Origin of the sequence: Clostridium sp. AF28-12 (assembly GCF_003435225.1) — a bacterium.
GTDB lineage: Bacteria > Bacillota > Clostridia > Lachnospirales > Lachnospiraceae > Pilosibacter > Pilosibacter fragilis.
This window is the reverse complement of record NZ_QWGJ01000003.1, coordinates 105633-129131: the sequence shown is the minus strand read 5'-3', so window position 1 is coordinate 129131 and position 23499 is coordinate 105633. Positions and strand designations below refer to the sequence as shown.

Below are 23499 nucleotides of genomic sequence, written 5' to 3'. Positions count from 1 at the left end.
CATGCGCTGGTATGAAAAACTGTATGTCGGGGAAAAAGCGAAAAAGCACAGATACGAAACGATCCAGGCGGTCCGAAATGGAAGACCAATGGGCTTTTATGTCCTGACTCCGGCGGCTGGGGAGCGGAACCTTTTAGATATCTATCCGGCGCTGACATTAAAGCTTCCTTACTATGAAAAGCAGGATCTTCTGATCGTAGGGATCGCTGCGGATTTTGAGGATGCGGCGGCGCTTGCGGGGCGGATCATCTGTGAGGCCTACAAAAAGACCGGCGGGTATGATGTGAACTCCTTTCTTTTCGGAAAGGGGTGCTGCGAGTGATCCATATATTGCTGATGATCTTAAAGGTCATCGGGATCATCCTGTTGGTGATCCTGGCACTGCTGCTCACAGCAGTTCTGCTCATCCTGTTTGTTCCGGTCCGGTACCGGGCGGATGTCTTATTTGAAGGAAAACCGGACGGGGAGGCGGCGGTGAGCTGGCTTCTACATCTCGTGCGGATCCGGGTGAGTTATCACGAACACGCGGATGTATCCGGGCGGGTGCTGTGGTTTAAGCTGTTTGATGTGAGATTGTGGCCGCCGGAGGATGAGGAAGAACAAAAAACAAAATCAGAAACGGAGCCGGTTTTTGCGGACTTTGAAAAAACACCGGTACTGTCAGAAAATGATTCTGAAATCAGAAACACAGAGGTATCTGTTTTAACTGAAAACGAGCAGCAGGAAATACCTTTGGAAACAGTTGCGGAGACATCGAAAGCGGAAGAGAAAAAAACTGCCGGGGATGACAGGACGGCTGTCCCTGCGGAAGATGATGAACTTGTTGTCCATGCAACGGAGCTTGTTTCAGGATCGAATGAATCTTCTTCTCCCAGCGCACTGCCGGCGGGTGCTTTGAAAAACTCCTCAAAGGAAAATTTTAAGGAACCCTTTGAGAAAGAGGAGCGTGTGGAGAAGGTTAAGAACTGTTTCGGTGCGAAGATCAAAGAAAAATTGGCTCGGCTTATAAAAAAAGCCCGAACTCTTTGGAATAGAATCCGGGAACTGCCCGGAAAGATCCGGAAGCTGGCCGATGGGATATCAAAGAAGAAAATTTCTCTGGAAAAGACCTGGAACAGCATCTCGATGTTCTGGCACGACGGGCAGAACCAGAAAGCGTTTCACCTTGTCTGGAAGCGCGCAAAAAAACTTGTCCGCTACGTTCTTCCGAAAAAGGTGCAGGGACGGATTCGCTTCGGTTTCGATGATCCCTACGATACGGGGCAGGTTCTCGCGGCGGTCAGTCCGTTTTACGGCTTATACGCCAGAACGCTGACTCTGGAGCCGGATTTCACCGGAACGGCGCTTGACGGAGAACTTCATTTTAAGGGGCGGATCGCCCTGTGGTATCCGCTCTGGACGGCAGCAAGACTGTTTATCAGTAAAGATTTCAGAAGATTACTTCGTTTCTTGAGGAAAAGAGATTCTGGGACGAAAAAAGCATAGATTTAGGAGGAATCGGTATGGCAGAAAATCAGTTTCCATCTACCGTGGACGCACTGTTTAAGGGGATGGATCATTTCATTACATCGAAAACCGTTGTGGGCGAGCCTGTGAAGGTGGATGAGAACACGACGATCATCCCGCTCGTGGACGTGACCTGCGGCATGGCAGCCGGTTCCTTTGCACAATCAGCAAAGACAAATGGCGGCGGCGGTATGAGCGCGAAGATGAGCCCCAGCGCCATCCTCGTGATCCAGAACGGCATGACAAAGCTCGTGAATATCAAACATCAGGATGCCGTCACCAAAGTCCTCGATATGGTTCCGGATATCGTAAACCGCTTCACTGGTGGAAATGATGTAACTCCGGAGGCGGCGGCAAAAGCGGAGAAGATGGCAGCTGAGATGGAGAAAGAGAAATGAACACAATTCCTCGGAGCGATCCGGGGAATTGTTGTATCTGAACGCCATTTATGATAAAATGGTTTTAACGATTTCGGGGTATGAGAGGAGGGAATAAGCGTGACACATTTAAATATCCCGGTAGGAATTTCTGATTTTGCTGAGATCCGGCAGAACGGATATTATTATGTCGATAAGACAGGCCTTATTGCCGAGGTATTAAAAGCTCAGGCAGTAAAAGTGACACTGATTACCCGTCCAAGGAGATTCGGAAAGACATTGGGGATGAGTACTCTGGAAAATTTCTTTAGTATCCGAAAAGACAGTGCGGTATTGTTTCAGGGACTGGGGATCATGAATGCTTCGGCGCTCTGTCAGAAATGGATGAATCAGTGTCCGACGATCTTCCTTTCGTTTAAAGATGTGGATGGCCTGACTTTCGATAGTGCCTACGGAATGTTGGAAGCAACGATTGCTGAATTATTTCGAAAATATACAGACCTTCTGGACAGCGAAAATGTAAATGATTATGACAAAGAAGCTTTTCGCCGTATCTTAAAAGGCGAAGCCGGTACGACCGGAATCAAGAAAAGTCTCTCTCTTCTCATGCGAATGCTGAGTGATCATTATGGAAAACAAGTGGTGCTGTTGCTGGATGAGTATGATGTTCCTGTGGCCAAGGCGAGCAATCACCATTATTATCAGGAAATGTTAGAAGTAGTGAAAGCAATGATGAGCACTGCATTAAAAGACAACAATGCCCTTCAATTTGCAATCATTACCGGCTGCCTGAAGATCGCGAAAGAGAGTATTTTCACCGGAACAAATAATTTCGTGTCAGATACGATCACTTCTTCCAGGCTGAATGAATACTTTGGATTTACGCAAGATGATGTAGACAGGATTTTACAGGATGCGGATGCCAAAGATCATGCAGAGGCGATGAAATACTGGTATGACGGATATCATTTTGGCGATTTTGATGTATATTGTCCGTGGGATGTGATGAATTACCTGTTTGATCTTTCGAACGATCCGAAGGCAAGACCTGCGAGTTACTGGAAGAATACGAGCGATAACGCAATCATCCGCTCCTTTATCGATTATTCGGGGAGAAGTATTACCGGAAAACTGGAAACATTGTTAGCGGGAGGAACGATCTCACAGAAGGTTGAAGAAAACCTCACATACGATCTTCTGCACTCCTCAGAAGAAAATTTGTGGAGCATTCTTTATCTGACCGGCTATCTGACAGGGGTTCGCGGAGAAGATCAGACTACAAAACTTATGATTCCGAACGCGGAGATCCGGGAGATCTTCGAGTCGACTGTCGTAAAGTGGTTTCAGGACAAAGCGAAAGGAACTGACCGAAGAACTCTGTTCCATGCAGTATGGAATGGTGACAGTGAACTTTTGACGCGTGAGATGAGCACGCTGCTCAGAATGACCATCAGCTATCATGATTATAAAGAAGATTTTTATCATGCATTCCTTGCCGGAATCTTCGCCGGTGCGGGGTATATGGTGGAATCCAACCGAGAACACGGTGAGGGACGGAGTGATGTGATCGTATGCGATTCGGAAAACGGACGGCTCGCTGTCTTTGAGGTTAAGTGTTCTGCCGCACTTGAGAAAATGGAAGAAAGCTGTGAAACGGCATTGCGCCAGATCGATGAACGCATGTATGCAAAAGAGTTTAAAGACAGCTATGATCAGGTTCTCTGCTATGGAATTTCTTTCTATAAGAAACGCTGTCTGGTAAAGAAAATTCACTCGTGAACTCGTGAAATTCATGATTACTGGAAAGATACAGAACTGTTGCGAATCATTATCTAAAAGACCGCATAATCTGTCATAGACATTCCTTTTTGGGAGAATGGGTATGAAGCGATTATGCGGTCTTATGCTGTTCTGCGTAGGTTTCGGTATGACCTGGGCGTTAGTGCTGCCGACGACATTTTTCCTTGTACTCACGGCGGCGGCGCTGATGATCGTGGGGTATAATCTGTTTTGTGGGTAAAAATATTAAGCCCGTTAGTATTAGATTCTTATTTTTGTCGACATAAAAACCAAACAAAATATTGTCCCTTGTTGAATGCACTGCACCTTATATATTAAATAAATAACAAGAAGCACAGGAGATGGATTTATGCTATTCTTAGTATTATGCACCTTTTCAGAAGATGAGCAGGTTTGGATCGAACAATTATTTAATGAAAATCACACCCTTTTATATAAAGTTTCTTATCAGTTGCTTCAATCAGAAACAGACGCGGAAGACGCTGTTGCACAGGCATTTTTAAATATAATGGAACATTTTGAAAAAATCAGCCAGTTACCACGCCGCGACCAGATTCCCTATAGTGTTATTATTGCAAAGAATGCATCCTATGATATTCTTCGTAAGAAGAAAAAGATGATTCCGGTGGAAGAGTTTTATGAAACAAGGACGGATTCTGGAGTAGAAGAAGCTTTCTTTGAAAAATTCAAGAAGGAGCAGTTGGCGGTGGCATTAGAACATTTAGAAGAAAATGATCGAACACTTCTTATGTTTCGATTTGGTCGTAACATGTCATTAAAAGATATCGCAGTGCTGATGGGAATCTCGGAAGAGACAGCTAAAAAGAGGAGCCAGCGGGCAATAAAAAAACTGAAGAAAAAACTGGAAGAAATTGAGAGGTAAAAAGTGACAAGTATTTTAAGAGAAGTTTGTCGAGAAAGATTGAATCAAGAGTGGGCACAAGCTGATAGGAGTCTAGATAATTACAAAAATGTGATGTCAAAAGAAAGTAAATTGATTGACGAAGGGGAAATTAGAAAAAACATTTTGGATAAGGTAGCAAATAAAATTCTTGCACTCCCATTCCCGGAACAGGCTGTATTTCATCTTTATTATGCTTTTCACTTAGATGACTCGCAGATTAATGAAATTCTCATGATTCCGTATGCTCATGGAATGCGGATTAGTATGTTGAATTACCTTCAAAAATGGACAAGTACTCCAGAAATATTTGCATGTCCAGAAAGCATTTCTCAGATATGCACAATATCACTGACAAAGCTAATGGCTGAGATAAATACAACAGAGGATATCCAACATGTGTATTCTAGACGTTTCAGAAAACAATTACGGAAAATCCATATTACACAACAACCGACAGATCATTTATTTCGTGGAATTTTGCGGGCTGCAGCTGTTTTTCTTGCGATTTCTCTCGGATTTTCAACAGCAATGGTCACAAATGCGGAATTTCGTGGAAAAATTTTGGAATGGATCGTGGAGACATATCCAAAGTATTCTAAAATTGGGTTGGAAGGTATACAAAATAAGCATGTCATAGAGGAAGGGAATAATTTAGGTTCTTTCCAGATTAACTATATTCCAGATGGATATCAATTGGTATATCAGAGCAATCTCCCATTAATGAAAAAATTCAGATATAAAAATTCAGAAAATACCAGTATTACAATACAAGTTTCACCTGGGAATGGGTCAAATAATTATAATACGGAGAATTCAGAAATAAAGTCATGTATGATCGGAGAGAAAAATGTATTATATTGGGAAAAAGATGGAGTCCGAATGTGTGTGATTAAGGAAGGGGAATGGCTGATAAGCGTTGTCACAGAACTTCCATTTAATGAAGTATTCAAAATTGTGGAAAATATAAATTATTGTAATTGACATGTCCCTAAAGTCTCATTTGACCGTTATATAGATGAAAAAGATAAAGGAGGACGTGTTTATGAAAAGACACAACATTAAAAAACTGTTAATCTGTACAGGTGTAATTACACTGATCTCTACATCACAAGTACTCGCAAAGACAAGCAAAGAGCTGCCAGTAGTGATTTCACAGAAAGTTTTAATTCAACCTTATTGGAATGAAACAGCCAGTGTAAATGTATATTTGACAACTAGTGGAAGTACACTTAGTTCTGCATTGCAAATTTCTGCATTTTCTGATTCTAAAAAAATTACAGGAACTTTATATTTACAGAAAAAAAGTAATGGTCGTTGGGCGAATGTAACGTCATGGAAAATCAATGGAACAGGAGATGTTGATATGGAGCATACTTATAAGGGGATTTCTGGGGTTACATATCGATTAAAGGTAGTTGTAAAGGTAGGAACGGAAAGCATAACGGAATATTCAAATGAGGCTGAAATTTAAATATTATATTCAAAAAGTGAAGGTTGCTTTGATTAAAATCAAAAATTTTATAATAATCATGATTATATTGCTGTTTATTAGCTTGTTGATCAGGGAAAACAACTCACCATTTGAACCTGTGAAAACAGCTAAAGATATATATTCCTACCATAATGCATGCGTTCTTTTTGGGAGAAAAACGTGCCAAAGTTGTCGTTTAACAAATAAAGTGCTACTCCCTATTTTGAAAAGTAATAAAATAAAAATTTATTATTTTGATACGGATGATCTACGTGATCAAAAAGAATTTGATGCTGTATTAAGCGATTTTCATGTAGAACAAGTCCCTGTTTTGATCAAAGTGGAGAATGGAAAATATTCTAATAGCATGTATTTAATTGATGAAAATAATCGGATTGACAGCAATAAAGTAAAAAATACTATATTAGATTGGAGTGAATAGTGTGAAAGAAAGTAAATTAAGCCAAAATCGTGGATTAGACACAAAAAGAAAGCTCACATAGTGAACCTATTTAATGGTATTCCCACCTAAGAACAGAGGCGCACCTGCACATCAATAGCAAAACGGGTGGGTGCATCTGATATTGATGCCGGGATGCCTTAATAATTGAGTCAATTGTAACACGAAAACTTGAAGGTGTAAAACACTTTCATTACTATTTGTGCCGCCAGCCGAAGGCGGCGGAATGGAGATTAATATGAAAAAACACGTAAAAAAATTTATGGCATTCATTTTAGCACTTATTACATTGATGACAAACACCTTTTTCGCATATGCTACTGAAACATTAAACTCATCATTCACAATGAAAGATTCAGTTGGTGAGACGTTTAGAATTGAAGTAAAGGAAAACGTTGAAAATAGAACTGTCCTTTTATACGATTCTGATGGAGATATAATCCAAACACTCATTTTTAATAAGCATACTGGAGTATTAACAAATCCGGATAATGGGGCAGAACTAATTAATTTGGATTATGCAGAAAAAGGACTTTCTTCTTGCAATAGCATGAGAAGCGGAAAAGATTATGAATATCAGTTTTGTTCGTTGGGTGAAAGTTATACATCTACAAATGAGGTTACTATCGGAGAAATAGAAAATATGATAACTGTAACTGTTTCTGTTATATCTATAACAGCAGTGATTGTAGGATATGCCGGAGTTGCAGCCTTTACCGGTGCGGCCAAAAGTAAAGTCAGCAAATGTGCGGCATCTATAAAAACACTGATTGACGCAGCTGCTAATGATGACGTGGTTACAATGACTTTTCGTTATAAATGCAAAGAGGTGTGGGAGTCTGATCCATCTTATTCTGATGGTGGATTTTGGTTTTTGGGATATGTGACAGACTCTTCATATTTTAAATATACTATTAATTAAAACGCTTATGCTAACTGCTAATATCGCAAAATTATTTATTCCTATTGAGATCTGTTTTGCTGATATGATATTAGTTTTCTATGAAGGCTATTAAAGCAAAAATCAGTTTTTCTAAATCTAATTAAGAAGGTGATACATGCTTTTTTTATTAATAATCACACCTATTGTCCATTTCTTGCTTGCAAAAACAAAGTTCACAATAACGAGAATTATAATTGTATTGCTTCAAGAAATTATACAGACGATGATATGGAAACGGATATATGCAAATCGTACTAAATGGTTTTCGTATTTTCTAATATTATTTGGTACAATAATTCCATATATGCTATATATAGATAAGGATATTCCTAGTGGTTGTATGGCAACTATAATATTAATAGCGCTTTTTTTATGGATAGAACTTCTACAATATCAAAGAAAACTTCTGTTTTTCACTTTTGGTGTATCGATAGCATGTTTATTATTATATTATAAAGGATTTCCAACGAAAATGTGTGAAATATTTCCGTTATTAGTATACTGCATAGAAATATTTCCGTTAATGCTCCAAGCAAAAAAAGAAAAATAAGGGAATGCCTGACAATAACTCGGATATGAGTGCAGAAACAAGAGTATATCATATATCCTTCGGATAATATAATAGGTTTTGCGATGGAAAGTCGCGAATACTGGTAAAGAATGAATAAAAAGATCGAGCTACTAATAATAGATGCTCACAGAAGTTTTATAGATACGAAAAATAAAGGCACCCTCATTTGAGGATGCCTTTATTTCGATTCCCTATCTTGTAAAAGGAGGATTAAGCTCTCTCAACGAGACCGGATCTTAAGCAGGAAGTGCATACATACATCTTGCGGGAGCCGCCGTTAACCTTAACCTTTACAGATTTTACATTCGCGTTCCAGATTTTATTGGATCTTCTATGGGAATGGCTTACTCCATTACCAAAGTGAGCCGCCTTTTCGCAAATAGCACATTTAGCCATGATTCCACCTCCTTAATCATTCATACGGTTGGATGCAAAAATCCATAACATGGATATCATAGCAGAAGATTAAATATTTTGCAAGCAAAATTTTTAGAAATTTCACATTTTTTTGAAAAATAAGTGGAATCCCATGGACAGAGAAAACTTGATATGGTATATTAGGGTTATTAAAGTTCAATTATAAAGGAACTTTTGCGCGAATGATCCGGCTGGATCGTTGGCGTTTGCGCCTTTTATCAGGATACGGCGCTTATAATCAGTAGGAATGGAGGCTTAGCGTATGAAGGGATGTATTAACAATAAAATGGGACAGATCCAGATCGACACCGATGTTATCGCTCTTTATGCCGGCACGACAGCGGTAGAATGCTTTGGAATCGTGGGAATGGCTGCAGTAAGTATGAAAGACGGTCTGGTAAAGCTATTAAAGAGAGAAAGCCTGACTCACGGAATCAATGTTACGATCAATGATAATGCAATTGAAATCGACTTCCACGTAATCGTATCCTATGGCGTCAGCATCTCGACCGTAGCGGATAACCTGATCGAGAGTGTGAAATACAAAGTAGAAGAGTTCACGGGAATGCCGGTTGAAAAGATCAATATCTTTGTTGAAGGCGTTCGAGTGATAGATTAAGGAGGAAGTAAAATCCATGGAATTAAAGTCCGTAGATGCCGCTCTCTTACAGAAAGCGGTTCTGGCCGCAGCGAAAGGCCTTGAGGCAAAAAAAGAATGGATTAACGAATTAAACGTATTCCCGGTTCCGGACGGTGATACGGGTACGAATATGACCATGACGATCATGGCCGCAGCAAGAGAGGTGGCTGCGATCGAGAATCCGACAATGGAGTCCATCGCGAAGGCTCTCTCATCCGGTTCCTTAAGAGGTGCCCGCGGTAACTCCGGCGTTATCTTATCCCAGTTATTCCGCGGTTTCACAAAAGAGATCAAGGAATCCAATGAAATTACAGTGACAAGCCTGGCGAATGCCTTTACCCGCGCAACTGAGACTGCCTACAAGGCTGTTATGAAGCCGAAGGAAGGTACGATCCTCACAGTCGCTAAGGGAATGGCTGAGAAGGCCGTTGATCTTGCGACACAGACAGATGACGTGATTGATTTTCTGACCCAGGTCATCGAGGAAGGCGACTATGTATTAAGCCAGACTCCGGAGATGCTTCCGGTATTAAAACAGGCTGGTGTTGTCGACTCCGGCGGACAGGGACTTATGCAGGTCATGAAGGGCGGTCTTGACGGTCTTTTAGGAAGAGGGATTCCGTTTGATGCCGTTGCTCCGGCAGCCGGAAACACAGAGTCCACAAAGCCGAAGGTGGCTGCGGGAAGTGACGAGCTTTCCACTTCCGATATTAAGTACGGCTATTGCACTGAGTTTATCGTAAATGTGGAGAAAGCTTATGATATGGACGAGGAGCAGAAATTCAAGGGATATTTAGAGTCCATCGGTGACTGCGTCGTTGTAGTTTCCGATGACGATATCATTAAAGTCCATGTCCACACGAACCATCCGGGTCTTGCATTTGAGAAAGGTCTGACTTACGGTTCCCTTTCCAGAATGAAGATCGACAATATGCGCGAGGAGCACCACGAGCGTCTGATCCAGAACGCTTCCAATGTTGCCCAGACTCCGGAAACTCCGGCTGAGGCAAAAAAAGAGGAAGCTCCGGCATCCAACGAGCCGAGAAAACCGTACGGCTTCATCGCTGTCTCCATCGGTAAAGGTCTCGGTGAGATCTTCAAGGGAATTGGCGCTGACTACCTGATCGAGGGCGGACAGACGATGAACCCGAGTACCGAGGATATGCTAAATGCCATCGAGAAGGTAAATGCGGACGTGATCTACATCCTTCCAAACAACAAGAATATCATTCTTGCCGCTGAACAGGCTAAGAGTCTTGTGGAAGATAAGAAGATCTTCGTTGTTCCGTCCAGGACCGTACCGCAGGGTATCGCGGCTCTCATCAACTTTCTCCCGGATCTTTCACCGGAGGAAAACCTTGAGAACATGACATCCGAGATGGGACGGATCCACACAGGCCAGATCACCTACGCGGTCCGCAACACAAATATCGACGGAATGGAGATCCATGAGGGTGATATCATGGGAATCGGTGATTCTGGCATGCTCGCTGTAGGCCAGAATGTAAATGAAACCGTTCTTGAGACCTTAAAGCACCTGGTGGATGACGAGTCCGAGCTGATCAGCGTTTACTCCGGTGAGGACGTGACGGAGGAAGATGCGGCAGCACTTGTAGAAAAAGTGCAGGCGGCATTCCCGAACTGTGAAGTTGAATTAAACGACGGCGGTCAGCCGATCTATTATTACCTGCTTTCCGTAGAGTAAGCGGGGAGATGCCAGAGGCGCCTGGCGCCCCGGCGAATGTATAACGATAGAAAAAGCTGCTCCCTTTGGTCAGAAGACCCGATGAGGCAGCTTTTTCCATGAGACAAAAAGCGGAAAGTTTCCGGTATGTTCTCAGTAGGCTGCAGACTGCGCCGCAGGATAAGACAAAAGGAGCGTGAAAACGATGGCAAACGACCAATCCATAGAGACCTTAAAAGGAATCGGAGAAAAAACGGCAAAGCTTTTTGAAAAAGTCGGGATCCGCACCATCGACGATCTGCTCCACTACTATCCGAGGGGCTATGATACCTACGGGGAGCCGAAAGCCATCGGGGAGCTTTCTGAGGATGAGACCGGGACCGTGGAGGGCTTTTTAAAGAGCGGGGCCGCAGGAGTCCACGTAAACGGTCTTTCCATCGTCCAGGCGACCATCAGCGATATGACCGGAAAACTTCGTCTCGTCTGGTATCACATGCCGTATTTAAAGAACACTCTGCGGCCGGACAGTCATTTTATCTTCCGGGGCCGTGTGATCCGCAAAAAGAACGGACTCACGATGGAACAGCCCCAGATGTTTAAGCCGGAGGCCTACGAGGAACTTTTATCCAGCATGCGCCCGGTCTATGCCCAGACGAAGGGTCTGGGAAATAAGATGATCACTTCCGCAGTCGAGCAGGCACTTGCGTTCCGGACGTTGGAGAGGGATTATCTCCCGGCAGGTCTCAGGATCGCAAACGAGCTTGCGGAGTACAACTTTGCTATCGAGCACATCCATTTTCCGTCGAATGAGGAAGAACTGAAGTTTGCGAGGAAGCGCCTCGTGTACGATGAATTTTTCTTCTTCCTTCTGGCAGTGCGTCATTTAAAGGAGAAACGTCAGAATGTGCAGAGCCCATTCCATATGGAAAAACAGGATGAATGCCGGAAGCTTCTGGCGGATCTGCCTTACAGGCTCACGAGCGCCCAGCTGAGGACGCTGGAGGAAGTCCTGAAGGACCTCAAGAGCGGTTCCGTCATGAACCGGCTGATCCAGGGTGATGTTGGCTCCGGTAAGACGATCATCGCCGTTCTGGCGCTCCTGGCAGCCTGCGAGAACGGATACCAGGGCGCTCTCATGGTGCCGACAGAAGTTCTCGCGAGACAGCACTTCGAGTCTGTGACGGAACTCTTTGAGAAGCATGGTGTGGACAAAAAGGTGATCCTGCTCACTGGTTCCATGACGGCAAAGGAAAAGCGGATCGCCTACGAGAAAGTTGCCTCCCATGAAGCGGATATCATCATCGGAACCCACGCCCTGATCCAGGAGAAGATAGTCTATGATAACCTTGCCCTCGTCATCACCGACGAGCAGCACCGGTTCGGTGTCGCCCAGAGGGAGATGTTTGGAAACAAGGGACAGATGCCTCATGTGCTGGTCATGAGCGCCACCCCAATCCCGAGGACTCTGGCGATCATCCTTTACGGGGACCTCGATATTTCCGTCATCGACGAGCTCCCGGCAAACCGTCTTCCCATAAAGAACTGCGTGGTGGACAAGAGCTACCGCCCGCGGGCTTACCGTTTTATCGAAAACGAGGTAAAAAATGGCCGCCAGGCCTACGTGATCTGCCCGATGGTGGAGGAGAGCGAGATGATCGATGCAGAAAACGTCCTGGACTACACGAAGATCTTAAGGCAGAATCTGCCGGGGATCCGGGTGGAGTACCTTCACGGGAAGATGAAGGGAAAAGAGAAAAATAAGATCATGGAAGAATTTGCCGCCGGGAAGATCCAGGTGCTTGTCTCCACCACGGTCATCGAGGTCGGGGTCAACGTGCCGAACGCTACGGTGATGATGATCGAGAATGCCGAACGGTTCGGCCTTGCGCAGCTCCATCAGCTTCGGGGCCGCGTTGGACGGGGGGACAAGCAGTCCTACTGCATCATGGTGAATGCCTCCGGAAATAAGGAGAAAAACAGGCGTCTGGACGTCTTGAATAAGTCCAACGACGGCTTTTATATCGCTTCCGAGGATCTGAAGCTCCGGGGTCCCGGTGATATCTTCGGGATCCGTCAGAGCGGAGATCTGGAGTTCCAGCTGGCAGATATCTATACAGATGCGGTGACGCTTAAGAAGGTCTCCGAGGACGTGAACCGGCTTTTGGAGCAGGATGAAAACCTGGAACAGGAAGAAAACCAGGAATTAAAGAAGCGCCTCGACAGGTTTCTGGAAGAAAAGTATGAGAAGCTGAACCTGTAATAAAAAGAATTATTGAACCTGCCGGTATATGACCAACCATCAAAGCTGGAACATTGAGAATATCGGAAAGTGCAGCAAGCTCGCAGACCTGCTGAACAGTTACGAAAAGCCACAAATTGATTATAAAAGAGGAGAATGACACGCATGACGAGACTTGATGAACTCTTATATGAAATGACACGCTACGACGACAAGGATGTAAAACGGATCCAGCACTTTTTGAAGGTCCATGAATTCGCGAGACTGATCGGCCTTGAGGAGAATCTCGATCCGTACACCCAGGAAGTTCTGGAGACAGCGGCCATCGTTCATGACATCGGAATTCACAAAGCAGAAGAAAAGTATGGAAGAAACACTGGAAAATACCAGGAGATGGAGGGACCGGGCGAGGCGCGGACCATGCTGACAGCCCTTTCCTGGCCCCTGGAGGTCATCGACCGTGTCTGCTATCTGGTAGGACATCACCACACATACGATAATATCGATGGAATGGACTACCAGATCCTTGTGGAGGCGGATTTCCTCGTCAATCTCTTCGAGGATGGATCCACACCGGACACCCAGAAGAGTGTATTTGAGAGAATATTCCGAACGGAAGGCGGAAAACGTCTGTTCCGTCTGATGTTTGAGAGTGGAGAGGAATAAACAGGTGAAAACACTTCTGGGAGGGGCAAATATATCGTTACCTGGGCACTGGGACATCTTGTGACTCTGGCGGACCTGGTGAACAACGTGTCCGCGATGGCACTTGCTGGGATAAAACTGGATAATAAGTGATCACAGATACGCGGCAGGGACGATATTGCAGGTATATCAGATAAGTGAGAAGGAATAAAGTATGTCAGTTAAATTAAAACAGGTATTTTCAGGGAAACGCCTTGATGAGGTCCATGCCCTCTATGAGACCGCATTTCCCGCCAGCGAGAAGAAACCTTTCTCCATGATCGTTTCCGGGCAGGGGACAGGGCTGGTGGAGATCCTTTCCCTGGAAGAGAATAATAGGTTTCTTGGTCTTGCCATCATGGCGAAGGCGGGAGACCGGGTACTTCTTGACTATTTTGCCATCGCGGATGAAGTGCGGGGGCATGGAGCCGGCTCTGCGGCACTTCAGGCGCTCCGTGAGAGATATCAAGGCATGAGGATCATCATTGAGATCGAGAGCACGAAATGTGAGGATGAAGAGGAACTGGCTCTCCGCACACGCCGGAAAAAGTTCTATCTGCGGAATGGGTTTACGATGCTGCCGTACTACATCGATCTCTGGGGGACGGAGATGGAGATGCTTTCAAATGGTCAGCCATGCCCGTATGAGGAATATCTCGATATCTATACAACGGCATTTGGAACAAAAGTATCCGATAAGATCCATTTTTTAGGGGACGCACCGGCGGCAGATGAGATCTGATGGCAGCCTGGGAGCAATTTCCGAAGAAATAAGAATCAAATTCACAAAAAGTACACAGGGGTATGATATAGTGAGCGATAAGTGAGTCAGGAGCAGGCTTGCATGCTTCTGACGAACGGCGAACTGGACCACAATAGCTGCGTTAGCAGCGGTCAGCACCATAGGTGCGAATTGTGGTATAGTGAGCGTGCTTTCGCCAACAAACCAATTAACAATGAGAGGATTACCAGATATGAAAAAACATGTATTATTAGGAGCGCTGCTCCTGACAGCAGCACTTTCGGCAGGACTTACCGGCTGTTCTTCTTCCGGCACAAAGGAATCAGGATCCCCGAAGGTGGAAATCTCCGAGATTAGAGATGACGTTGTAGAACCGGATTTCTCTGGTGCGGACATTGAAGTTTATGCATTAAATGCACCGATCGATTTTGACTACTCCAGTTCCGACACCGATATGATCTTTAAGAAAAAAGACGGTGTATGGCTGGATGCCATGGATTCCGCGATCCCGTTAAACCAGGAAAAATTTGAGGCGATGGCACAGAATTTCCTGAATCTTCATGCGATCTCTGAAATTGACAGTGCTGATACCGCATCTGACTATGGTATGGGAAATCCGGTATACACTGTGACGATCACCGACAGCGAAAAAGGTGAGATCACTCTGAGCATCGGAAACAAGGATGCAGACGGAAATTACTATCTCTCCGATGAGAAAAATATCTATCTCGTAAAAGCATCCACAGTAGACTCCCTGGTATTCGACTATGATACCCTGGTTGTCCGCGAGGGACTGGATATTCAGGTTACAGCAGCTGATCTTCAGAACGTGTCCATCACCATGGACGGTAAGACAACGTCCTACAAGAACTCTGATACAGAGGTCATGACGACCATCGCAGACGGAATCAGCAATCTCAAACCGTTCGACTATGCAAGCTACCATATTTTAAATCAGGAACTTGCTAATGCTGACCTGACAACAGATACCCGCATTACATTCCAGGCGGAGCTCACTGTAAATGGTGAGAAGAAGTCTCTCACGATTTATGTCGGAACATACGCAAATCCGGATCAGACATACCGCTATGTGCAGCTTGATGGATCCAACATGATCATGGTCGTTGACAACAACATCGTATTAAACCTCTTAAACGGTCTGACACCGGATGAGGAATAAGTGCAAAGAAAATGCATAAACATGCATGATAAGGCAAGAAAAAGGCAATTCTTACACCCTTTTTCTTGCCTTTTTTTTGTCTTTGAGATATGATAGAACAAGACTTTGGAATAAAGGAGAGAAAACACATGAATCAGTTACTTGATCTCTTCCTTACGTTTGCCAGAATCGGCGGTCTTACCTTTGGCGGTGGATACGCGATGCTTCCGATCCTCCAGAGAGAGGTCGTTGAGAAGAGACACTGGGCAACAGAAGAGGAACTTATGGACTATTACGCGATCGGCCAGTGTACCCCGGGCATTATCGCGGTAAATACGGCGACCTTTGTCGGACAGGGACTTGCCGGCTCCATTGGCGGTATCGTCGCGACTCTGGGCGTTGTATTCCCGTCCCTGATCATTATCACGGTCATCGCAGCATTTATCCAGAACTTTGCGCATCTCGCGATCGTACAGAACGCCTTTGCGGGTATCCGTGTCTGCGTTTGTGTCCTGATCTTCAACGCGGTGGTCAAACTCTGGAAAAAGGCAGTTGTGGATAAGCCGACATTAGTGATCTGCCTGCTTGTGATCCTCGGCTCCACACTTACAGAGTTTTCCCCGATCGTGTTCGTTATCCTTGCGGCTGCTGCAGGAATTATCTTAAAGAATAAGGAGGCTGCTTCCAAATGATGATCTTTGTCAGACTTTTCTTTGAGTTTTTTAAAGCTGGTCTCTTTGCAATCGGCGGCGGGATGGCGACGCTCCCGTTCCTCTACAATATCTCCGATAAGACAGGCTGGTTCACCTACGGACAGCTTGCGGACATGGTGGCGATCTCCGAGTCCACACCAGGTCCGATGGGCGTCAACATGGCAACTTACGTTGGATTTACAACAGCCGGTCCTGCTGGTGCAGTAATTGCTACACTCGGTCTGATCACACCATCCATTATCGTGATCCTGATCATTGCCGGATTCTTAAAGGCGTTCAAGACAAACAAGTATGTTCAGAACGCTTTCTACGGACTCCGCCCGGCATCAACAGGTCTGATCGCGGCAGCAGGACTTTCCGTTCTGTCCTTGGTTCTTCTTCACAAGGACGCTTTTGCGGCAAGCGGAAAGATCACAGACCTGATCAGCATCCGCAGTATCGTTCTTCTTGCAGTACTTTATTATTTCACGGCAGTCTGCAAAAAGACGAAAGGACTCCATCCGGTTGCGTTTATTGCGGCATCTGCGGTGATCGGAGTTGTGCTTCGGTTCGGAGGAGTTTAAAATTTAAGTAAATATGTGCCTGTGGGAGAGCGATCCCGCAGGCTTTTTTCTTCCGAAAAACCGTTTGAAAAAGCTTGCTGGGACCGCATGCTCCAGGATGTTTTTCGACACAAAACTATAATTCGAATATATGTTCGATAGAAAACGCTTGCAAATCTGGAAGATTTAAGTGTATAATAGGAAAAGCTTGACTGAGAAACGTGGCTGCGGCATATACGCAGCAGTATGAAAAATAAAACAAAGCTGCGGCGGGGAAGCTTTCCTGCCGCAGTTTATGACTTGTATTGGAGGTCTTTACATGGCGAAAGCACAGTATAATGCTGACAGTATTACCGTACTGGAAGGACTGGAGGCAGTCCGCAAGCGTCCCGGAATGTACATCGGTGGCGTTGGAACAAAGGGCTTAAACCATTTGATATATGAAATCGTCGACAACGCGGTGGACGAGCACCTGGCTGGATTCTGTACGGAGATCACGGTAACGCTGGAGGCGGATGGGTCCTGTACCGTAAAGGATAACGGACGGGGAATCCCGGTGGAGATGCACAAAAAAGGCGTGTCCGCGGAACGTGTGGTTCTCTCCACGCTTCATGCAGGCGGAAAATTCGATAATAATTCCTATAAGACCAGCGGCGGACTTCATGGCGTCGGTTCTTCCGTCGTAAACGCCTTGTCTGACCGGATGAAGGTAAAAATTTCCAGGGATGGAAAAGTATATTATGATGAGTATGAAAAGGGACATCCGGTGATCGAACTGAAGGATGGGCTTCTTCCTGTGATCGGAAAATCAAAGGAGACAGGAACAGAGATCAACTTCCTGCCGGATCCGACGATCTTCGAGAAGACGAAATTTAAGGCGGAGTGGTTAAAGAGCCGTCTTCATGAGTCCGCCTATTTAAACCCGAACCTGGCGCTCCACTATGTGAACAAACGCGCCGGTGAGGAGGAGATGATCACCTACCACGAGCCGGATGGGATCATTGCCTATGTCCGCGAGTTAAACAACGGAAAAGAGCCGGTTCATGAGCCGGTGTATTTTAAAGGCAGTGTGGACCAGATCGAGGTGGAGGTGGCGTTCCAGTTCGTTGACGCCTTCGAGGAGAATATTCTCGGATTCTGCAACAATATCTTCACCCAGGAGGGCGGAACCCACCTGGTGGGATTCAAGACGAAATTCACCCAGCTGATCAACTCCTACGCGAGGGAACTCGGCATTTTAAAAGAGAAGGACAGCAACTTTACCGGCGCTGACACAAGAAACGGCATGACGGCCGTTGTGGCGGTGAAACACCCGGATCCGATCTTCGAGGGACAGACAAAGACAAAGCTTGCCAGCGCCGATGCGACAAAGGCTGTGTTCACCATGACTGGAGACGAGCTGGAAAGGTTTTTCGACCGAAATCTCGACACCTTAAAGGCAATCATCGCCTGTGCGGAGAAATCCGCAAAGATCCGCAAGGCGGAGGAGAAGGCGAAGACAAATATGCTCTCCAAGTCGAAGTTCTCCTTCGACAGCAACGGAAAGCTTGCAAACTGTGAGAGTCGTGACCCGTCAAAGTGTGAGATCTTCATCGTCGAGGGAGATTCTGCCGGCGGCTCTGCAAAAATGGGAAGGAACCGACAGTTCCAGGCGATCCTGCCGATCCGCGGAAAGATCTTAAACGTGGAGAAAGCGTCTATGGATAAGGTCCTGGCAAACGCTGAAATCAAGACTATGATCAATGCCTTCGGCTGTGGATTCTCTGAGGGATATGGAAATGACTTTGATATCACGAAATTGAAATACGATAAGATCGTCCTGATGACCGATGCCGATGTGGACGGAAGCCATATCGACACATTGCTGTTAACATTTCTCTATCGCTTCATGCCGGAACTGATCTACGACGGACATGTTTACATCGCGATGCCGCCGCTCTATAAGGTAGTTCCGAAACGCGGAGAAGAGCGGTATCTCTACGATGACAAGGCGCTAGAAGAATATAAGAAGAGCCACGCCGGGGACTTTACGCTGCAGCGCTACAAAGGTCTCGGTGAGATGGATGCGGATCAGCTCTGGGAGACGACGCTAAACCCGGAGAACCGCGTCTTAAAACGGGTGGAGATCGAAGATGCCCGGATGGCAAGTGAAGTGACGGAGCTTCTGATGGGAAGCGACGTTCCGCCGAGAAAGAAATTTATCTATGATCATGCCGATGAGGCGGAGATCGACGCATAGAAGGAGAGTTTACCATGTCTGAAAAAATATTGCGAACTGAATATTCGGAGGAAATGCAGAAGAGCTATCTGGACTACTCCATGAGCGTCATCACCTCCCGTGCGATCCCGGATGCCAGAGACGGTTTAAAGCCGGTACAGCGCCGTGTTCTCTACGATATGAGTGAGCTTCACTTAGATCACGATAAGCCCCACAGAAAGTCGGCACGTATCGTGGGCGATACCATGGGTAAATACCACCCACACGGCGACAGCTCTATCTACGAGACCTTAGTTGTCCTGTCCCAGGACTTTAAAAAGGGAATGGCTCTGGTGGACGGACACGGAAATTTCGGCTCCATAGAGGGTGACGGCGCAGCTGCCATGCGATACACTGAGGCACGCTTAAAGAAATTTGCGGAGGAGGTCTACTTAAAAGATCTCGATAAGACCGTAGATTTCGTCGCCAACTACGATGAGACGGAAAAAGAGCCGGAGGTCCTCCCGGTCCGCGTGCCGAACCTTCTCGTAAACGGTGCGGAGGGAATCGCTGTCGGCATGAGCACCAGCATTCCGACCCACAATTTAGGGGAAGTTATCGACGCGGTAAAGGCCTATATCGATAACCGTCTTCTCACCGTTGAAGAGCTGATGCAGTATATGCCGGGACCGGATTTCCCCACCGGCGGGATCATCGCAAATAAGAGTGATCTTTTACAGATCTACGAGACTGGTGCTGGAAAGATCAAGCTCCGCGGAAAGATCGAGGTGGAACTCGGAAGAAGAAAGGCAGACCGAGACAAACTGGTGATCACGGAGATCCCGTACACAATGGTCGGCGCGGGAATCAACAAGTTCCTCATGGATGTGGCAGATCTCGTTGAGACGAGGAAGCTCACCGATGTGGTGGACATTTCAAACCAGTCAAATAAAGAGGGGATCCGCATTGTCCTGGAGTTAAAGAAGGACGCGGATGTCAATAAGATCAAGGCGGTCCTCTATAAAAAGACAAAGCTCGAGGACACTTACGGTGTCAACATGCTTGCCATTGACGATGGACGCCCGGAGACCATGAACCTTAAGCAGATCTTGAATACATTCCTGGAATTCCAGTACCGGAACATGACGAAGAAGTACAATGTTCTTCTCCAGAAGGAAATGGAGAAGAAGGAAGTTCAGGAAGGGCTCATCGAGGCATGCGATGTGATCGACCTCATTATCGCCGTTCTCCGGGGATCAAAGAACATGAAGGACGCAAAGGAATGCCTGATGACCGGAAATACGGAGAAGATCAAGTTCCGTGTGCCGGGCTTTGAGGCGGACGCGAAGAAGCTTCATTTTACCGAACGCCAGGCGACAGCGATCCTGGAGATGCGTCTCTACAAGCTCATCGGTCTTGAGATCCTCGCGCTCCAGAAAGCATACAAGGAGACATTGCGGAAAATCCGTGAATATAAGCATATTCTTTCCAACCAGAAGAATATGGATGTGGTGATCAAGGAAGACCTTGACTCCATCAAGGCAGAGTTCGCAGAACCGAGAAGGACACTCATCGAGGACGGCGAAGAGATGGTTTACGTGGAGGCGAAGGAAGAGGCGAAGGAAGTGATTTTCGTCATGGACCGCTTCGGCTATTGCAAGACCATGGACCGCTCCATCTACGAGAGAAACCAGGAGACCGTGGACAGCGAGAATGTCCGGGTACTTCCGGTGATGACGGACGATAAGCTCTGCATGTTCTCAGATACCGGAAACATGTACCAGGTGAAGGTTGCGGAGTTCCCGACACTGAAGATGAAAGACAAGGGAATCCCCATCGAGAACGTCAGCAAATTTGATGGGAAGACGGAGACGATCCTCTTTATGCTTCCGGCATCCGGATTTACCGGTAAGAAATTCCTGTTTGCGACGGCTCAGGCGGCGGTGAAGATCGTCCCGGGTGAGGAGTTTGTAACAGCAAACAGGACTGTTGTGGCAACAAAGCTGGCAGAAGGGGATAAACTTACGGAGATCCGCGAGATCGGCACAGAGATCGACGGAACCCGCGACGTAGTCCTGCAGACCGTTGGCGGAATGTTCTTAAAGTTCCAGATGGAGGAAATCCCGGAGCTCAAAAAGAACAGCCGCGGTGTTTGCGGAATCCGGCTGGAAAAGGAAGATACGCTGGAACATGTATATCTGCCGGATATGGACGGAACCGCGGATTATAAAGGAAAAGAAGTTGCCCTCAACCGGCTGAAAGCAGCAAAGAGGGCTGGAAAAGGAACGAAAGTTAGGTTATAATAGAGATAGCTGAAAGATGCTCGTGACATAATAAAACTGAAAACCATGGTTCGGACAGATCCTGTCCGCTGAAAAGGAGAAATCATATGAATATACCTACACCTCATATTGCCGCAAAACAAGGCGAGATTGCGCCGTCTATTTTACTTCCGGGTGATCCGCTCCGCGCAAAATTTATAGCTGAAAATTTCCTTGCCGGTGCGAAACAGTTCAATGCTACAAGAAATATGTTCGGCTACACCGGATTTTACCGCGACAAACCTGTTTCTGTCATGGGAACAGGAATGGGCTGTCCGTCTATCGGAATTTATTCTCATGAACTGATCGAAGGATACGGTGTTAAGACGCTGATCCGTGTAGGCACGACCGGAGCAATTTCTGAAGATGTCCATATCCGTGATCTTGTATTCGCGATGGGTGCCTGCACACAGACAAACTATGTAAGAGAATTCGGTCTTCCGGGCGATTTCGCACCGATTGCGGACTTTGGCCTTCTGATCAAGGCTGTCTTCCATGCAGAACAGGAAAACCTCCCGTATCACGTCGGAAACGTGCTGACCTCCGATCTTTTCTACGAGCCGGAGAAGAAAAAACACGAGGGACTCCAGTTTGCCGATATGGGTGTCCTTGCAGTGGAGATGGAGACAGCAGCTCTCTACGCGAATGCGGCACTGTCAAAGGCTCGTGCACTTTCCATTCTGACCGTATCTGACTCTATGGTGACAGGCGAGAAGACTACTGCAGAAGAAAGAGAAACATCTTTTGCGGATATGATCCACGTAGCTCTTGAGATTCTTTAATCGTTACAGTTCTGCAATGGCATTTAACACTTGCATTTTTTGTCGTTTTGAGTTAGGATAGACAACAACACAAGTGTTGCGCATAGAGACATATGTCCGCGACGGGTGGAAAATGGCAGGCTGGCAGCTGATACCGGCTGACGGGCTGAGATGAGGAGATATGTGTGATGGAAAAGAAACTTAGAGTTGGTATCCTTGGAGCAACAGGTATGGTAGGACAGAGATTTATCTCTCTCCTTGAGAATCATCCATGGTTCGAAGTGACGACCGTGGCAGCCAGCCCGCGTTCTGCAGGAAAAACATATGAGGAGGCAGTTGGAGGACGCTGGAAAATGACGACTCCGATGCCGGAAAAAGTTAAAAATTTAGTTGTTATGAATGTAAATGACGTGGATGCGGTATCCAAGACCGTTGATTTCGTATTCAGCGCCGTTGATATGACAAAGGAAGAGATCTGCGCTATCGAGGAAGCTTACGCGAAGACAGAGACTCCGGTGGTTTCCAACAACAGCGCTCACCGCTGGACACCGGATGTTCCGATGGTAATCCCGGAGATCAACCCGGATCACTTTGAGGTGATCAAGTTCCAGAAGCAGAGACTCGGCACGACCCGCGGATTTATCGCAGTAAAGCCGAACTGCTCGATCCAGAGCTACACTCCGGCACTCAGTGCGTGGAGAGAGTTCGAGCCGTACGAGGTAGTCGCTACTACATATCAGGCTATTTCCGGAGCAGGAAAGACCTTTAAGGACTGGCCGGAAATGGTAGAGAATGTGATCCCGTACATCGGCGGCGAGGAAGAGAAGAGTGAGCAGGAGCCGCTTAGGATCTGGGGTCACTTAGAGGGCGGCGTGATCGTAAAGGCAAAAGAGCCGGTAATCACATGCCAGTGCGTCCGGGTACCGGTATTAAACGGCCACACAGCTGCTGTATTCGTAAAATTCAGAAAGAAAGCTTCCAAGGAACAGCTCATTGAAAAGCTTGTAAACTTCAAGGGACTTCCGCAGGAGTTAGAGCTTCCGAGCGCACCGAAGCAGTTCATCCAGTATATGGAAGAGGACAACCGTCCGCAGGTTAAGCTGGACGTTGATTTCGAGAAGGGAATGGGCGTATCCATCGGCCGCTTAAGAGAAGACACCGTCTATGACTGGAAGTTTATCGGTCTGTCCCACAACACCGTCCGCGGTGCTGCAGGCGGAGCCGTCCTCTGCGCAGAGCTTCTCACAAAGCAGGGATATATTTCTGCAAAATAATATCGACGGATATCGGTTATCATCTGTCGATCAGAACGTAAATCATGGGCCCGCTATTTGTGCGGGTCCTTTTTACGCGGACAGCGAATCAGTA

General features: G+C 46.2%; 23 protein-coding genes. 22 read left to right on the top strand and 1 reads right to left on the bottom strand.

The genetic code is table 11. The features are described from left to right. Nucleotide 1: 1 nt before the first annotated feature. The 10 genes from DWY93_RS04195 to DWY93_RS04155 all read left to right on the top strand — a co-directional run bounded on the left by DWY93_RS04195 (nucleotide 2) and on the right by DWY93_RS04155 (nucleotide 7440). Nucleotides 2-322 (top strand): hypothetical protein, encoded by a 321-nt coding sequence (locus DWY93_RS04195; protein ID WP_117469646.1) that lies wholly within the window; start codon nucleotides 2-4, stop codon nucleotides 320-322. Beyond that, nucleotides 319-1485, top strand: coding sequence for a DUF2953 domain-containing protein (locus DWY93_RS04190; protein ID WP_117469645.1), 1167 nt, complete (start codon nucleotides 319-321; stop codon nucleotides 1483-1485). Before DWY93_RS04195 ends, DWY93_RS04190 begins: the two co-directional genes overlap by 4 nt. Before the next feature lie 17 nt (nucleotides 1486-1502). Further along, on the top strand, nucleotides 1503-1904 hold the full coding sequence (locus DWY93_RS04185; protein WP_117469644.1) for a GerW family sporulation protein: 402 nt from the start codon (nucleotides 1503-1505) through the stop codon (nucleotides 1902-1904). Between the two features lie 99 nt (nucleotides 1905-2003). Then, entirely contained in the window at nucleotides 2004-3662 is a 1659-nt protein-coding gene (locus tag DWY93_RS04180) for an AAA family ATPase (RefSeq protein ID WP_117469643.1), read from the top strand. Nucleotides 3663-3765: 103 nt separating this feature from the next. Continuing rightward, entirely contained in the window at nucleotides 3766-3903 is a 138-nt protein-coding gene (locus DWY93_RS17080) for a hypothetical protein (protein ID WP_166462275.1), read from the top strand. 129 nt (nucleotides 3904-4032) lie between these two features. Then, entirely contained in the window at nucleotides 4033-4566 is a 534-nt protein-coding gene (locus tag DWY93_RS04175; protein WP_117469642.1) for a sigma-70 family RNA polymerase sigma factor, read from the top strand. A gap of 3 nt (nucleotides 4567-4569) precedes the next feature. Further along, entirely contained in the window at nucleotides 4570-5568 is a 999-nt protein-coding gene (locus DWY93_RS04170; protein ID WP_147324188.1) for a DUF4367 domain-containing protein, read from the top strand. A 61-nt stretch (nucleotides 5569-5629) separates the two neighbouring features. After that, nucleotides 5630-6058 (top strand): hypothetical protein, encoded by a 429-nt coding sequence (locus tag DWY93_RS04165; RefSeq protein ID WP_117469640.1) that lies wholly within the window; start codon nucleotides 5630-5632, stop codon nucleotides 6056-6058. Continuing rightward, nucleotides 6042-6500 (top strand): thioredoxin family protein, encoded by a 459-nt coding sequence (locus tag DWY93_RS04160; protein WP_117471843.1) that lies wholly within the window; start codon nucleotides 6042-6044, stop codon nucleotides 6498-6500. The genes DWY93_RS04165 and DWY93_RS04160 overlap by 17 nt, the downstream gene beginning before the upstream one ends. Nucleotides 6501-6756: 256 nt before the next feature. Continuing rightward, nucleotides 6757-7440: a hypothetical protein gene (locus tag DWY93_RS04155; RefSeq protein WP_117470233.1), complete on the top strand. Its 684-nt coding sequence runs from the start codon at nucleotides 6757-6759 to the stop codon at nucleotides 7438-7440. Nucleotides 7441-8242: 802 nt separating this feature from the next. On the opposite strand, the gene rpmB is transcribed toward DWY93_RS04155, so the two are convergent. Next, nucleotides 8243-8428, bottom strand: coding sequence for a 50S ribosomal protein L28 (gene rpmB / locus DWY93_RS04145; RefSeq protein ID WP_015554580.1), 186 nt, complete (start codon nucleotides 8426-8428; stop codon nucleotides 8243-8245). A 283-nt stretch (nucleotides 8429-8711) separates the two neighbouring features. Between rpmB and DWY93_RS04140 the strand changes: the two genes are divergently transcribed. The 12 genes from DWY93_RS04140 to asd all read left to right on the top strand — a co-directional run bounded on the left by DWY93_RS04140 (nucleotide 8712) and on the right by asd (nucleotide 23405). After that, nucleotides 8712-9068 carry an Asp23/Gls24 family envelope stress response protein gene (locus DWY93_RS04140; protein WP_015554579.1) on the top strand — a complete coding sequence of 119 codons (357 nt, stop codon included), beginning with the start codon at nucleotides 8712-8714 and terminating at the stop codon, nucleotides 9066-9068. A gap of 16 nt (nucleotides 9069-9084) precedes the next feature. Further along, nucleotides 9085-10794, top strand: coding sequence for a DAK2 domain-containing protein (locus DWY93_RS04135; protein WP_117470235.1), 1710 nt, complete (start codon nucleotides 9085-9087; stop codon nucleotides 10792-10794). A 184-nt stretch (nucleotides 10795-10978) separates the two neighbouring features. After that, nucleotides 10979-13033, top strand: a complete 2055-nt coding sequence (gene recG / locus DWY93_RS04130) for an ATP-dependent DNA helicase RecG (RefSeq protein ID WP_117470236.1) — start codon at nucleotides 10979-10981, stop codon at nucleotides 13031-13033. A gap of 144 nt (nucleotides 13034-13177) precedes the next feature. Then, nucleotides 13178-13678 carry an HD domain-containing protein gene (locus tag DWY93_RS04125; protein WP_117470237.1) on the top strand — a complete coding sequence of 167 codons (501 nt, stop codon included), beginning with the start codon at nucleotides 13178-13180 and terminating at the stop codon, nucleotides 13676-13678. A 193-nt stretch (nucleotides 13679-13871) separates the two neighbouring features. After that, a complete protein-coding gene (locus DWY93_RS04120) occupies nucleotides 13872-14438 on the top strand; it encodes a GNAT family N-acetyltransferase (protein ID WP_117470238.1) in 567 nt (188 codons plus the stop codon). Between the two features lie 232 nt (nucleotides 14439-14670). Further along, complete coding sequence (locus tag DWY93_RS04115) at nucleotides 14671-15618, top strand: DUF4340 domain-containing protein (protein WP_181968487.1); 948 nt, start codon at nucleotides 14671-14673, stop codon at nucleotides 15616-15618. Between the two features lie 128 nt (nucleotides 15619-15746). Continuing rightward, nucleotides 15747-16289 (top strand): chromate transporter, encoded by a 543-nt coding sequence (locus DWY93_RS04110; protein WP_117470240.1) that lies wholly within the window; start codon nucleotides 15747-15749, stop codon nucleotides 16287-16289. Then, the gene (locus DWY93_RS04105; protein ID WP_117470314.1) at nucleotides 16289-16873 is read left to right on the top strand and encodes a chromate transporter; all 585 of its coding nucleotides are present in this window, start codon (nucleotides 16289-16291) and stop codon (nucleotides 16871-16873) included. The genes DWY93_RS04110 and DWY93_RS04105 overlap by 1 nt, the downstream gene beginning before the upstream one ends. A gap of 298 nt (nucleotides 16874-17171) precedes the next feature. Then, nucleotides 17172-19091, top strand: coding sequence for a DNA gyrase subunit B (locus DWY93_RS04100; protein ID WP_117470241.1), 1920 nt, complete (start codon nucleotides 17172-17174; stop codon nucleotides 19089-19091). Between the two features lie 14 nt (nucleotides 19092-19105). Then, nucleotides 19106-21352 (top strand): DNA topoisomerase (ATP-hydrolyzing), encoded by a 2247-nt coding sequence (locus tag DWY93_RS04095; protein ID WP_117470242.1) that lies wholly within the window; start codon nucleotides 19106-19108, stop codon nucleotides 21350-21352. A gap of 86 nt (nucleotides 21353-21438) precedes the next feature. Beyond that, nucleotides 21439-22152: a purine-nucleoside phosphorylase gene (gene deoD, locus DWY93_RS04090; protein WP_117470243.1), complete on the top strand. Its 714-nt coding sequence runs from the start codon at nucleotides 21439-21441 to the stop codon at nucleotides 22150-22152. A gap of 167 nt (nucleotides 22153-22319) precedes the next feature. Continuing rightward, nucleotides 22320-23405, top strand: a complete 1086-nt coding sequence (gene asd / locus DWY93_RS04085) for an aspartate-semialdehyde dehydrogenase (RefSeq protein WP_117470244.1) — start codon at nucleotides 22320-22322, stop codon at nucleotides 23403-23405. The last annotated feature ends 94 nt before the right edge of the window (nucleotides 23406-23499 follow it).

What these genes read in the sequence shown, in the direction of transcription:
- DWY93_RS04175 (WP_117469642.1), top strand. Translation starts at nt 4,033, where the DNA reads ATGCTATTCTTAGTATTATGCACCTTTTCAGAAGATGAGCAGGTTTGG.
- DWY93_RS04100 (WP_117470241.1), top strand. Translation starts at nt 17,172, where the DNA reads ATGGCGAAAGCACAGTATAATGCTGACAGTATTACCGTACTGGAAGGA.
- DWY93_RS04165 (WP_117469640.1), top strand. Translation starts at nt 5,630, where the DNA reads ATGAAAAGACACAACATTAAAAAACTGTTAATCTGTACAGGTGTAATT.
- DWY93_RS04120 (WP_117470238.1), top strand. Translation starts at nt 13,872, where the DNA reads ATGTCAGTTAAATTAAAACAGGTATTTTCAGGGAAACGCCTTGATGAG.
- DWY93_RS04140 (WP_015554579.1), top strand. Translation starts at nt 8,712, where the DNA reads ATGAAGGGATGTATTAACAATAAAATGGGACAGATCCAGATCGACACC.
- DWY93_RS04155 (WP_117470233.1), top strand. Translation starts at nt 6,757, where the DNA reads ATGAAAAAACACGTAAAAAAATTTATGGCATTCATTTTAGCACTTATT.
- DWY93_RS04105 (WP_117470314.1), top strand. Translation starts at nt 16,289, where the DNA reads ATGATCTTTGTCAGACTTTTCTTTGAGTTTTTTAAAGCTGGTCTCTTT.
- DWY93_RS17080 (WP_166462275.1), top strand. Translation starts at nt 3,766, where the DNA reads ATGAAGCGATTATGCGGTCTTATGCTGTTCTGCGTAGGTTTCGGTATG.
- DWY93_RS04195 (WP_117469646.1), top strand. Translation starts at nt 2, where the DNA reads ATGCGCTGGTATGAAAAACTGTATGTCGGGGAAAAAGCGAAAAAGCAC.
- DWY93_RS04115 (WP_181968487.1), top strand. Translation starts at nt 14,671, where the DNA reads ATGAAAAAACATGTATTATTAGGAGCGCTGCTCCTGACAGCAGCACTT.
- DWY93_RS04095 (WP_117470242.1), top strand. Translation starts at nt 19,106, where the DNA reads ATGTCTGAAAAAATATTGCGAACTGAATATTCGGAGGAAATGCAGAAG.
- rpmB (WP_015554580.1), bottom strand. Translation starts at nt 8,428, where the DNA reads ATGGCTAAATGTGCTATTTGCGAAAAGGCGGCTCACTTTGGTAATGGA.
- DWY93_RS04125 (WP_117470237.1), top strand. Translation starts at nt 13,178, where the DNA reads ATGACGAGACTTGATGAACTCTTATATGAAATGACACGCTACGACGAC.
- DWY93_RS04110 (WP_117470240.1), top strand. Translation starts at nt 15,747, where the DNA reads ATGAATCAGTTACTTGATCTCTTCCTTACGTTTGCCAGAATCGGCGGT.
- deoD (WP_117470243.1), top strand. Translation starts at nt 21,439, where the DNA reads ATGAATATACCTACACCTCATATTGCCGCAAAACAAGGCGAGATTGCG.
- asd (WP_117470244.1), top strand. Translation starts at nt 22,320, where the DNA reads ATGGAAAAGAAACTTAGAGTTGGTATCCTTGGAGCAACAGGTATGGTA.
- recG (WP_117470236.1), top strand. Translation starts at nt 10,979, where the DNA reads ATGGCAAACGACCAATCCATAGAGACCTTAAAAGGAATCGGAGAAAAA.
- DWY93_RS04160 (WP_117471843.1), top strand. Translation starts at nt 6,042, where the DNA reads ATGAGGCTGAAATTTAAATATTATATTCAAAAAGTGAAGGTTGCTTTG.
- DWY93_RS04185 (WP_117469644.1), top strand. Translation starts at nt 1,503, where the DNA reads ATGGCAGAAAATCAGTTTCCATCTACCGTGGACGCACTGTTTAAGGGG.
- DWY93_RS04135 (WP_117470235.1), top strand. Translation starts at nt 9,085, where the DNA reads ATGGAATTAAAGTCCGTAGATGCCGCTCTCTTACAGAAAGCGGTTCTG.